The following is a 12,442-nucleotide window of genomic DNA, read 5'->3' as shown; positions in this document are numbered from 1 at the left end:
GGAATGACAGCGCATCCAAATTAGCCGTAACTTTGCACTCTCGAAGTATCTTTATTATATAATAGGAATGGAAAATCAGAATATCGGTAAAATCCAGGTGCGTCCGCTCCAGATAGAGGATTACGGGCAGTTGGCGCAGTCGTTCCGCCGTGTGTATTCGGACGGCAGCGATGTGTTTTGGACTCATGAACAGATAGAGACGTTGTTACGCATCTTTCCAGAAGGGCAGGTGGTGACGGTAGCCGATGACAAGATTGTCGGTTGCGCCCTTTCCATCATCGTGGATTACGATTTGGTGAAAGGAGACCATACGTATGCCAAAGTGACGGGAAACGAGACGTTCTGCACGCATAATCCCAAGGGGAATATCCTTTACGGCATCGAGGTGTTCATCCATCCCGACTACCGCGGCTTGCGCCTGGCACGCCGTATGTACGAGTACCGCAAGGAACTGTGCGAGAAGCTGAACCTGAAGGCCATCATGTTCGGCGGCCGTATCCCGAACTACCATAAATACGCGGATAGGATGCGTCCGAAGGAGTATATCGAGCAGGTGCGCAAACGGGAGATTTACGACCCGGTGCTGACCTTCCAGCTTTCCAACGACTTCCACGTCCGTAAGGTCATGACCAACTATTTGCCCAACGACGAGGAGTCCAAGCATTACGCTTGCCTCCTCCAGTGGGACAATATCTATTACCAACCGGAGACGGCTGAGCCGTTGCCTGCCAAGACGACGGTCAGGGTGGGGTTGGTGCAATGGCAGATGCGCGGTTACCGGACGATAGACGACCTGTTCGAGCAGATAGAGTTTTTCGTGGATGCCGTGTCGGGGTACAAAAGCGATTTCATCCTTTTTCCGGAGTATTTCAACGCCCCGTTGATGGCGGAATTCAACAACCTGAGCGAGTCGCAGGCCATCCGGGGACTGGCCGGTTACACCGACGAGATACGCGACCGTTTCTTGCAGTTGGCCATCAGCTACAACATCAACATCATCACCGGCAGCATGCCCTTGCAGCGCGACGGCAACCTTTATAACGTGGGCTTCCTGTGCCGCCGCGACGGCAGTTACGAGATGTACGAGAAGATACATGTCACGCCCGACGAGACCAAGAGTTGGGGGCTGTCCGGGGGCAGCATGCTGAAGACCTTCGACACGGATTGTGCCAAGATCGGCGTGCTGATTTGTTACGATGTGGAGTTCCCCGAACTGTCGCGCATCATGGCCGACCAAGGAATGCAAATCCTCTTCGTGCCTTACCTGACGGACACGCAGAACGCTTATTCCCGTGTGAGGGTATGTGCGCAGGCCCGTGCCATCGAGAACGAATGCTTTGTGGTGATAGCCGGTAGCGTGGGCAACCTGCCGCGCGTGCACAACATGGACATACAGTATGCGCAATCCGGCGTGTTCACTCCGTGCGATTTTGCTTTCCCCACTGACGGGCGCCGGGCGGAGGCCACGCCGAACACGGAAATGATTCTTGTGTCCGATGTCGATTTGGACCTTCTGAGCGAGCTGCATACTTATGGCGGTGTAAGGAATTTGAAAGACCGCCGGCGCGACCTTTATGAGGTGCGTTTCAAGAGGTAAGGAGCTTCGGAAAAAGATGTGCTGAGAACGGAAAATCAATCTCAGGAGATTGAAAAATCGTTTGGCGCAGAATGAAAATTCATTCTGCGCCAAACGATTTCGGTTTTGTAATATGTTGATAATAAGTTAGAAGCGAGTCATGAATTCAATGACTATCTTGTCTTGTTCGGACACTTTGGGGGTGACTCCGTCATTGTAGAAATATTTCTCATAATTGATACGGATGTCCGAGATGAACGGTTTGGCGATGCTTAGCGTGATGCCGCCGGTGATGCGCTTGCGTTCGGCGTCGGTCAGTGTGAGGTGCCCGTTTTCGTCGGCCGTTCCGTCACTGTGGTCGCCCATGTAATCGAAGCGTCCGAGGAATGAGATTTTGCTGAATATTTTTTTCAGTGGCAGGTCATAGCAAATGAACCCGTCGAAAGCGTTCACGTCCCGGAAGGCATCTTTGGTATAGTGTTTATACAAGTATTCCGCCTCTGCCGTCCATCTTCCGGACTTGTAAGTGATGCCGCCGTCGTACATGTTGACCGAGATATGTTCCGGCCTGATTTTCTGTGCGCTCAGCGTGACTGAAAAGCCTTTGGGCAGTTGCCATTGTGCCTTGGCGGAATAGTTGATGTTGTTGGTCCAGAAATCCTTCTGGTCGGTCAGTCCTGAGCCGTTGAATACTCCGGCCTGCAGGGTGAGGGGCAGCGAGCCGTCTATTTTATAGCCCAACGTGGCTCCCACGTCTCGCACGTTGCCCACTTGCTTGGCTATGAACGAACGGTTGGCGAAGTATTGTTGGTGGGGCGAGCGATGGGCGTCGATAGTGAACGGGACGCGCATCTGCCCGATGGTGAAATCGAAACCTTTCAGCGGGCTGAGCCGGGTGTAGGCATCTAGCATTTTGATTTTGCCTTCGTCGGACAAGTCGATTTCGGCTTTGTAAGCCACTACGGGGGCTACTTTACCTTCGATGCTGACCCGGGCGGTACGCACTTGGAAGCGTCCGGCCTTTTCTTCCGGTTGGTATTCGTATTTTCCGCGCAGTGTGCCGTGGACAACCGGGCGGTAATCCGTTTTGGCTTTTTCTTCTTTCCCTTCGTCGGCTGTGGCAGGGAGGGCGGGCAACAAGCCCAAGGCTAAAATGGCGATTTTCTTCATAATGTGTTGATTTGGGGGCAAAGGTAGGCATTTGATATGAACTCAAGATGTCATACGTATTACGATGATGTTACAAATATACCGTTATTTTTCCTCTCTTCTTCTATTTATGCCAATAAAAAAGGAGTTTGTACTCTAAGAAAAGGTACAAACTCCAGATTCAATGCGTTTCCTATCCGAAAAAGATTGCGGGTTCTACTCAGCAATGAGTTCCAACACGCAGCTGGCGTAGTCGCTTCCCAAAGGCATTTCGATGCCGGTGTTCATCAACAAGGCGCCGGAGAATACTTTGTCGTTCAAGAAACAGGGCTGTCCGCCGGTCTTGACATTCAACTCGCGTACGCGGTAGTTCTTGGCCGGGTCGAGGCCGCGCAGGCAGACGCGGGGTACAACCTGGTTCATGAAATGTTCCATTTTATAGGCGAAGAACACCGCCTTGTTTTTCGCATCGTCAGTGTACATCAGTGAGGCGATACCTTTGTCGTCGTAAGGCGATACCAGACGGTAGAGGTTGCCCAACTGGATGACTTCGCGCACTGACTTGTAGTCCTTCACGGCTTGCGATGCCTGCCGGTATTCCTCTTTGGTCATTTTGGAAGGCTGCAGCTCCAATCCTAAGCGTCCGCTCATGGCCACGTCGCAACGGAACTTGATGGGTACGATACGTCCTGTCTGGTGGTTGGGCGAGGCACTGATGTGCTGTGCCATGGCGTTGGAGGGGTAGAAATACGAGGTGCCCCACTGCATGTAAATACGTTGTAAGGCATCGGTGTTGTCGCTCACCCAGAACTCGTCGAAGTAGGGCATGACACCGTAACTGGCGCGTCCTCCGCCTCCTCCGCAGGCTTGAATCAGCACGTCGGGATACTTGGCGCGGATGCGTTCGAGCACTTTGTTCAAGCCGCGATGGTATTCAATGTATATGTGCGACTGTTTGTCCTTGGGCAGGTAGGTGGAACCATAGTTCTTCAGTTCCACGTTGGCATCCCATTTGATGTAAGCAATTTGAGGATGCCGGCTCAAAAGGTTGTCTACGATGCCGAACATGAAATCTTGCACTTTGGGGTTGCACACATCGAGAAGCATCTGTGTGCCGCCACGCCCGTATTGCAAGGGGCGTTCCTTGACTTGCAAGGCCCAATCAGGATGTTTCTCGAACAGTTCGCTCTTGCTGTTCACGGCTTCCGGCTCTATCCAGATGCCGAACTTGATGCCGTTCTTGTCGGCCTCCCGGATGAGCCCTTCGATACCGTGGGGCAGTTTCTTTTGGTCTACCACCCAATCACCGAGCGAAGAGTTGTCCTGCACGCGGCGGTACTTGTCGCCGAACCACCCGTCGTCCATGACGAACAGTTCGCCGCCCAACGTGGCAATGTCCTTCATCATTTCGGCCATGGCCGGTTCGTTGACATCAAGGTACACGCCTTCCCAACTGTTGAGCAGCACAGGGCGTACCTGATTACCGTGGTGCAGCATACCGGCGTGGCGTGCCCAACGGTGGAAGTTACGGCTGGCACCGCTCAGCCCCTCGCCGGAGTAAGTGAGGGCGAGCTTCGGGGTGGTGAATACCTCTTCCGGAGCCAGTTTGTATTCCGAGCTTTCGCTGTCGATGCCCGCAAAGACACGGTGTACGAAATTATTGTCCGTCACCATGCGGATGGCGTAATTTCCGCTCCAACAAAGGGCGGCGCCGATGACGCGTCCTTCGTTCTCGTGCGGTTTCCCGTCGAGCGAGAACATGACCTCAGGGTGGTCCAGATGGCCGTTGCGCGCCCCGTCCACATTCTCTATCATCTTGATGCCCGGTGTGAGCGGTTCGGTCGTGACATGAGTTTCGGCAGCCCATGAGCCATGGAGGTGCGAAACCCATACGTCGCCGCGGCGTATCAGGAAATGTCCGGAGTCGAAGCGTTTCAGCACCACGGTTTTCTTTTCAGTGTGTGAAATCTCGCTCCACGTCTCAATCATGTCGATGTCGTTGTAAGCTTTGTAGTAGAGCTTCACTTGGAAAGGATAAACCTTGTCCTTCAGCGTGATGGCCGTGAGTTTGGCGTTGTCGAGGGTTGAGGTCTCCACGTTTTCCACGGTCAAGTCCGTGGTCCAGTTCCCGTCGGCATGTACGGCTTGCAAAGCAAAAATCTGGTGGGGCGGTTGGCCGAAAGTAGGGTATGCCGTGCGGTTCAGCCCGTCCCATGCGTCGTGAATCTGGTGTATCTGGCTCTCTTCGATGCGGTCGCCGAAGTAGGCGAAGCGCAGGTCTTGGCCTTCACCGGCATGGAGAAGCATGGATGTGTGCGGAGTGGATACCAGCACGTTGCCTTCCCATGCGAAACAATGCGAAAAAGGTAGCGCGCTGCATGTCGCAGCGGCTACCCCTATGATATAACTTCTGATTTCCATTTCTTTTTGATTGAATGTTTATTCGGCTGTGATTTCCACCACGCGGCTGTAAAGCTTGTTGCCGGTGAAAAGGTTCAGCCCGACTTTCATCAGGTAATCACCGGAGAATACGCGGTCATTACCTTCAAGCGAAGAGCCCTGGCCCGGCATCATGTTGATTTCCTTCACGCGGTACTGCTTGTTGGCATCCAAGCCTTGCAGGCGTACCGGGAGGAGCTTCTCGCCATAACCCGGATACACATCGAAGGCAAAGACCACGGCTTTGTCCTTGTCCTTGCATACGAATTGGTTGGCCGCATGGGTGCGCAGGCCTTCGTAGGGAGACACGAGACGGTAGAGGTCGCCTTCCATGATGGCCGGACGCAGTCGTTTGTAGTTCTTCACGGCACCTTGACAGTAGGTAAGGTCGTCACTGCTCATGTCGCTGAGCTTGATGTCGAAGCCGAGCTTGCCCATCATGGCCACGTCCGTGCGGAACTTGATGCTCGCGTTCTTGTTCCATGTGGTGACGTGGGCGCTCATGGACTTGGCCGGATAGAAGAACGAATAGCCGTATTGGATGAACAGGCGTTGGATGGGGTCGGTGTTGTCGCTGGCCCAGAACTCCGTGAAATACTTCAGAGCCTCGTAGTCGATACGGCCGCTACCACCTGAGCAAAGCATCATCGGCAACTTCGGATACTTGGCCTTGATGCGGTCGAGCACCTTGTACAGGCCGCGCACGTAGTCTACGTAGAGATGAGTCTGCTTGTCTTTCAGATACGGAGAGTAGATGTTGGTAATCGGGCTGTTGCAGTCCCACTTGAAATAAGCGATGCCCGGATATTTGGTCATCAGGCCGTCTACTACGCCGAAGACGAAGTCCTGCACCTCGGGGTTGCTCAGGTCGAGAACCATTTGGTTGCGGAAGTAATATTCGTCGCGGTTGGGCAAGTGAATCACCCAATCCTTATGCTTCTCGTAAAGTTCGCTCTTGGGGCTGACCATTTCCGGTTCAATCCAGATGCCGAACTTGATGTTGCGTTTGGCAGCTTCGTCCACCAACTTCTGGATGCCGTGGGGGAGCTTGTGTTTCGTTTCGTCCCAGTCACCCAAGCCTTGTGTGTCGCTGTGGCGTTCGTATTTGTTGCCGAACCATCCGTCGTCGAGCAGGAACATGTCCACGCCCAATTTCACGGCATCGCCCATGAGTTCCACCAACTTATCCTCGTCGAAATCGAAGTAAGTGGCCTCCCAGTTGTTCAGCAGGGTCAGGCGGTCTTCTTGTCCGTCTTTAAGTTGGTATTTGCGTGCCCAGTCGTGGAAATTGCGGCTGGCCTGTCCGCGTCCGCAGTCGCTGTAAGTGAAATAAAAGTCCGGTGTGCGGAACGTTTCGCCTTTGGGCAAAGAGTATTCCGAGAAATACGGGTTGATACCGGCAATGACGCGAAGGTCTTTCTTGTTGTCCACCTCGAATGTGAAACGGAAGTTACCCGTCCAGCCCAACGTGCCGAGTATGACTTCGCCTTCGGTTTCGCTTGATTCCTTGTCCAACGAGAGGATGAACATGGGAGGCGTGAACATGTTGGCACGTGCGCCCAGTTTCGTGTCGAGCACTTTCTTGCCGAAGTTCAGCGGTGTGGTGCTCATCGTGGCCTCATAAATCCAGTCGCCGGAAAACTCCGTGAGGTAATAGGCCGGGCGGCTGAAGTGCAGCATGGCGGAAGCATAGCGTTCCAGTTGGATAGGCTTCTTCTCCTGATGGCTGATTTCAGTAAAAGTCTTGATGATGTTTTCTTTGGCATAGGACACATAGTGGAGCTTCACTGTGACGGGATACTTGTCGTCTTGCATCGTGATGACCGTCTCGTCCACACCCGGCTGTATGTTCTTTTGCTCGTGCGACACGTGCTTGAGTAGCAGCGACGGGTTGGCATCGTTGTGGTGTACTTCGATGGCCGGTTCAAAGTAATCTTCCATGCCGTGGGTGAGGTATGCCTCGTTGCCTTGCGGAAGGTGTTGCAAGTCGTTGTCGTTGGCCAACCGTTTGCCCAAGTACGACTGGTAGAGGCGGCCGTTGTCTTTGACGCGCAACACCATGCCGATCTGGTCGGTGTTGATTTTGATGAACTCGTCTGCCGCGACGGTAGATGCCGTTGCGAGCAGGCATAGTGATAAGAATGATTTGATTTTCATAAATGATCAAATGGTTTATGTTTTGAATAAAATTGTTTTTACCAATTATCGGTACGGAAAGGAGCCACGGGGAAATTGCCGGGTGTGCGCAATGTGCACTCCGGATTATCGGCCCATCCGTAGCGGACGGCTACCGGCACTTTGACATAGTGCGAGTAGACCACCACATCGTCGCCGTCCGTATAGGCCTCGGCGGGGTAGAACACATGGTCGGGGCCGGCAATGGTGAAGCCCTTGATGTCCTTGTTCTGCTCAAAGCGTTCGCCGATGGCGGGGATTGTGAACGAAATACGGACCTTGCCGTCGCTTCCCACCGTGTAGTTGTCGTAAACCGGTGCTTGCGCGGGTATCTTCTGCCCGTAGGTGTCGGCCAAGGAGATGGCGGCTAAACGGCGGGCCACTTCTTGTTTGTTTTTGGGATGGATGTCATGCGCCTCGCCGATGTCGATATTGCCTGCCATTCCGGTGTGGGCCAGATGCTGCGCTTTGGATTGTGCTTCACGAAGGGCGGCCCATGGCGAGTCTGCCTGTACCAACTTGCGGTCCAAGTAGTTGGCCAGTTGCACAAAATAGAATGGCATGTCGGGTTGTCCGAACTGCTTGCGCCAGTCTGTAATCAGCGTTTGGAAGAGGCTTTCATATTCTTCTGCACGTCCCACGTTGTTGCAACCCTGATACCAGATGACGCCTTTGATGGGATATTCCAGACAGGGATGTACCATTCCGTTGAAAAGTACGGAAGGGAAAGAGGAATGCTCAGGATAAATCGGAGCGGGAGGCATGTCGGCCAAGGAACAGCCTACGCGGTATTTCCAGTTCCCGGCCAGAGAGAGCATGTCCTTGTCCGACAGTTTGAGGTTCATGTCCTCTGCTTTTCCGGCTATGCCGCCTTCACCGCCGTTGTCGTTGACTTTGATGGCCAATGTGTTCTTGCCTGCCTTGACCAGACGGCCCGGTACGGTGTAATGGCGCTGTACGTTGTAGCCTGCGCCGTTGGCGATTTGCTCGCCGTTCCAATAGATGATGTCTTCATCGTCGATGATGCCGGGATTCAGTTGCAAGTCTTTACCTGTCCATTCGGATGGAATGTCGATTTGCTTGCGGAACCACACCACTCCGTCGAAATTGGGGAGTCCTTTGCCTTCCCAATATCCCGGGAGTTCCATTTGTTGCCAGTCGTTGTCATCCAAGTCACTGCCAATCCAACACTCCTTTCCATTTTGGAAGCCTTTGTCCACTTTGCTGAGTTCGGCTTTCCATTGTGCCTGTTCTTTTCCGTATTCGGCCATGATCTTGTCGCGGTCGAAGCCCAATGCTTCCAGTTGTCCGACTTTCTTTTGATAACCCATGACTTGTTTGAGCGATTCGGACGAGGTCCATGCTTCGGCAGGTGTCCCTCCCCAAGTGCAGTCGATGACCCCGACCGGTACGTTCAGTTTTCGGTGCAGTTCGCGGGCATAAAGGTAAGCCACGGCAGAAAACTCCGGAACCGTGGACGGTGAGCATTCTTTCCAACCGCCCATGGTGGATTCCACCTGATAAGCGTCGAGCGGTGCCACCGAGGTGTGTTTCTTGACTTGGAAGAGGCGGATGCCGGGGTAATCGGCCGCTGCGATTTCTTGTTCGTAGTTTTTGATTTTTCCCCATCCGGCTAAAGGCATTTCCATGTTGGATTGTCCGGAACAGAACCAGACTTCGCCCGCCATAACATTGTCCAATACGGTCTTTTTACCGTCGGACAGGGTGATGCGGTAAGGGCCTCCGGCTGCCGGAGTTGCGATCTCGATACGCCAGTTGCCTTTTGCGTCCGCTTGGGCTTCATAGTGTTGGTTGTTCCAACTGGTTTCCACGCTTACTTTCTTGTTCGCCTTGGCTTTTCCGAACAAAGTCATGGTGGTTTTCTGTTGGATGATCATGTTGCTCGTGAAGAAAGCGGGCAATGTGACTTTTGCCATAACCGGCGTTTGCAGACTCGCACAAGCTAACACGGCACAGAAGCCCATGTCACGTGTAATGTTTCTGATTTTCATGTCTTAAAGCATTTAAAAACATCCGGTCGGGGGAGGCGTGCGGTAACACCTCCTCCGGCCGGATAAAGTTTATAGGTTTTGGTTGTATGGTGCAACGATAAGCTTGTAAGAGCCTCCCTGTAGGAGCGACTCGTCAAAAGTGATTTGGATGTTCTTCTTTTCTCCCGGAACCAAGGTGAAGTAGTTGTCGTTCATCAAGGCCGGGAGCAAGCGTTCGCCGTCGGAGGTGCGGACGGCTTGCACGCGCACGCCGAAAGCTACGGCATCGGCTGATTTAGGCAGTCCGATGGTGGCTTGTATTGTGGCTTCTCCGTTTTTGCGGGTCAGTTTCGATGACACGTTCAGTTTCACGCCCGGAAGTTGGTTGAGGGCATTGAAATTGGTACGTTCATTACCTCTCCAGTAATTGTTCTCGGAAACCACCTTTCCTTCTTTGTCTTTCAGGGTCAGGCGGAGGAAATGCACGTCGCTCAGCCCTTCAGAAGGTTTCGTGCCGCTCAATACGTCCATGCTCCACAAAGAGTAACCGAACCACCAACCCAGTTCTATGCCTAGCATACGTACATAGCGGGCTTTGATTTCTTCAGGGAAGAACACCTCGTTGATGCCTTCGCGCCCTTCTTCTGTCTTGTAGACTTCTGTCCAACTTTTGGCATCGTTGGAAACTTGTATCTTATAAGACTTTCCGTATGCGGCTTCCCAGTTCAACCGTACGCCGCCTACCATCTTTTCGCTGCCGAGGTCTACATAAATCCATTCGTTATCGGCACGGACGGCAGCCCAACGGGTGTCGGCTTTGCCGTCGGTCACGAAAGCCGGTTCGCCTTGGTTAGTTGAAGAGGCGTATGCCGGGCAATTCAGTGACAAAATGTCGCGGTCTGTATTGAATTTGAGCTTGAAGCATTGGGCTACGGCGTTGGAAGTCGAGTTGACGGTAGCTTTTTCACTGTAACGGGCCACAGGTTTACCGTCCATGTTGTACACGGTTGCCTCGGCTGTCAGCCCTTCATAGTCTTTGGTCGTGGTATTGGCTACCTTTACTTCCTCCGTCACGGGATTCCAGTAGATATGCACCGGTTCGCAAGCCTGTTTACAGCCGAAATAGGCTCCCGTCAGGTCATAATAGTAGTCATAAGTCTGCCAAACCATGCTGGGATAAGACGCGCCGCTCATCCAGAGCATGACTCCTGTGGCATCGTTCCACATGTGGTCGAGCCAACCTTCATAGAGGGCTTTGTTGCTTTCGTAACTCACCCATTGCGATTTCGTACAGAATTCCTTTGCATCCTTCGCGCCGCCGTAGCTGTTCTCGATGACCGCCGTATGGCGCTCCGGCCCGGCATTGAAAGCCATCTGGCCGAAGTAGTGGAGGTTCCACATGTCGTTGATGGGCCACAAGTCTTTTTCGGGCATGAATTTCACGAGGCTTTCATAGTTGGGTACTGCAGCTGTACCGATTTCCGTGCGGAAGCCCCATCCGCGTGTGAAGCCGCTACCCGATTTGCAGTCCGGATAAGCTGTGAAGTACCAACGTTGGTCTTTTGCGTCCCAAGGGCCGCTGCCGCTCAGGCCACCGTTGTTGGAACAAGGTTGGAAATGACGGTCTCCGCCGTCGAACGTGCGTATGTTTTCCGCCATCCATCCCGTAAGGGGCGGTTCGGGCGTGCCTTCGTTGTCACCGCACCATACCGCGATGGAGGGGTGGTTGCGGAAACGTTTGATTTTCTCCATCATGTTGTTGTTGAAGGCATTCAGGTCGTAGGGCAGGTTCGGATTGGAGTTAATCCAGAAATCGTCCCAAATCATGATGCCGAGTTCGTCGCAGCTTTCATAGAATTGTTTCTCGGTCACAGAACCCAACCAGTTGCGAATCATGTTGAAGTTCATTTCCTTGTTCAATTTTACCCAAGTGCGGATATGTTCAGGGTTGCTTCTCAACATGTATTCGCTCATTCCCCAGTCAGAGCCTTTGACGAAAACAGGTACGCCATTGATGTAAAGATGGAAGACTCCGCCTTTCTTGTCGTATGAATATTGACGGATACCGAAACGGAATTCCTCGGTTTCCGAGGTCTTACCGTCATTGACCACTTCCAAACGGCAGGTATAGAGATGAGGTTCTCCGTAACCGTTGGGCCACCAAAGTTTAGGGTTGTTCACTACCATTTGCGGGAAATAGCGCTTGTCGAATTTGACGGTTTTGGTCTCTCCGGCTTGCAAATCTACTTCCTGACTGAAGGTGATGTTGCCCGGAGTGATGGTACCTTTTACCGTAGTTTTGCTTTGTGAGCCGCCATTATTGGTGACTTCGGCCTGAAGGGTAAGCTCTGCGAGGGAACGGGAGACGAGTTTCGACCTCATCCAAGGGTCGGTAATCGTGCTTTTGCCCGTATTTTCCAACCAAACCTTGTCGGTGATACCGGAATTAAGTCCTGGAACGTAAGGCATCCAGTCCCATCCGCCGCTGGAAAGGTAATTGGGGCTTCCCTGATTGGCCAAAGGAGTACGGGGAATATCCACCAGTACGGCCAATGTGTTGGAACCGTTGCGGTCTACTAATTGGGTTACGTTGAAATGTCCGCGGTGCATGAAACCGTCTAAGTTTCCTAAATGGTTTCCATTCAGGTAAATTTGACCTTTGCGGTTAATTCCGTCGAAGTTTAACCAGATGATTTCTTTGTCGAAATCGGATGGAATCTTAAATTCCGTACGGTACCAGAAGCTGCGGTCGTATTTCTTTCGGTCGACTTTCTGTATGTTGTCTCCGAAATTAGGGTCTTTTTCTTGGCCGGCAGTCACGTATGACGTAAAAACCGTGCCCGGCACGACTGCTTTGACGGCCTTGGGATTTTGGTAGCCGTTCTGCGTAAGGCGCAACATGTCTTTTCCTACTTCTTCTTCGGGCATTACGGTCCAGGCAGCATTCTGAGTATCGCTATGCAGATAGCTTACTTGTGCGAAAGCTTGCAACGAGCCGAACGTGCTCCACAGCAACAGGCCGAATAGTTCTTTTGTTCTCATAATAGATCAGTGAATATTTTATTTAGTGACTACTTATAAAAAAGTCGGATTATTTTCCATCGATTGCATC

6 protein-coding genes are annotated in these 12,442 nt (G+C 52.5%); 1 reads left to right on the top strand and 5 read right to left on the bottom strand.

Annotated features, from left to right (window positions below; genetic code table 11):
- The first annotated feature begins 67 nt into the window (after positions 1 to 67).
- Positions 68 to 1,597, top strand: coding sequence for a carbon-nitrogen hydrolase family protein (locus E0E47_RS10640; RefSeq protein WP_008626538.1), 1,530 nt, complete (start codon positions 68 to 70; stop codon positions 1,595 to 1,597).
- Positions 1,598 to 1,723: 126 nt separating this feature from the next.
- Here E0E47_RS10640 and E0E47_RS10635 read toward each other — a convergent pair whose 3' ends face one another.
- The 5 genes from E0E47_RS10635 to E0E47_RS10615 form a co-directional block, all read right to left on the bottom strand.
- Complete coding sequence (locus E0E47_RS10635) at positions 1,724 to 2,746, bottom strand: porin (RefSeq protein WP_130893642.1); 1,023 nt, start codon at positions 2,744 to 2,746, stop codon at positions 1,724 to 1,726.
- A gap of 195 nt (positions 2,747 to 2,941) precedes the next feature.
- Positions 2,942 to 5,146 (bottom strand): alpha-galactosidase, encoded by a 2,205-nt coding sequence (locus tag E0E47_RS10630; RefSeq protein WP_130893641.1) that lies wholly within the window; start codon positions 5,144 to 5,146, stop codon positions 2,942 to 2,944.
- Between the two features lie 18 nt (positions 5,147 to 5,164).
- Positions 5,165 to 7,321, bottom strand: coding sequence for an alpha-galactosidase (locus tag E0E47_RS10625; protein ID WP_130893640.1), 2,157 nt, complete (start codon positions 7,319 to 7,321; stop codon positions 5,165 to 5,167).
- A 38-nt stretch (positions 7,322 to 7,359) separates the two neighbouring features.
- On the bottom strand, positions 7,360 to 9,351 hold the full coding sequence (locus tag E0E47_RS10620; protein WP_130893639.1) for a sialate O-acetylesterase: 1,992 nt from the start codon (positions 9,349 to 9,351) through the stop codon (positions 7,360 to 7,362).
- 69 nt (positions 9,352 to 9,420) lie between these two features.
- Positions 9,421 to 12,372: a discoidin domain-containing protein gene (locus tag E0E47_RS10615; RefSeq protein WP_008626533.1), complete on the bottom strand. Its 2,952-nt coding sequence runs from the start codon at positions 12,370 to 12,372 to the stop codon at positions 9,421 to 9,423.
- Between the last annotated feature and the right edge of the window lie 70 nt (positions 12,373 to 12,442).

It is taken from the genome of Paraprevotella xylaniphila YIT 11841 (assembly GCF_900683745.1).
Lineage (GTDB): Bacteria > Bacteroidota > Bacteroidia > Bacteroidales > Bacteroidaceae > Paraprevotella > Paraprevotella xylaniphila.
The sequence above is the reverse complement of the archived record's forward strand: the minus strand, read 5'-3'. Positions and strand labels throughout refer to the sequence as shown.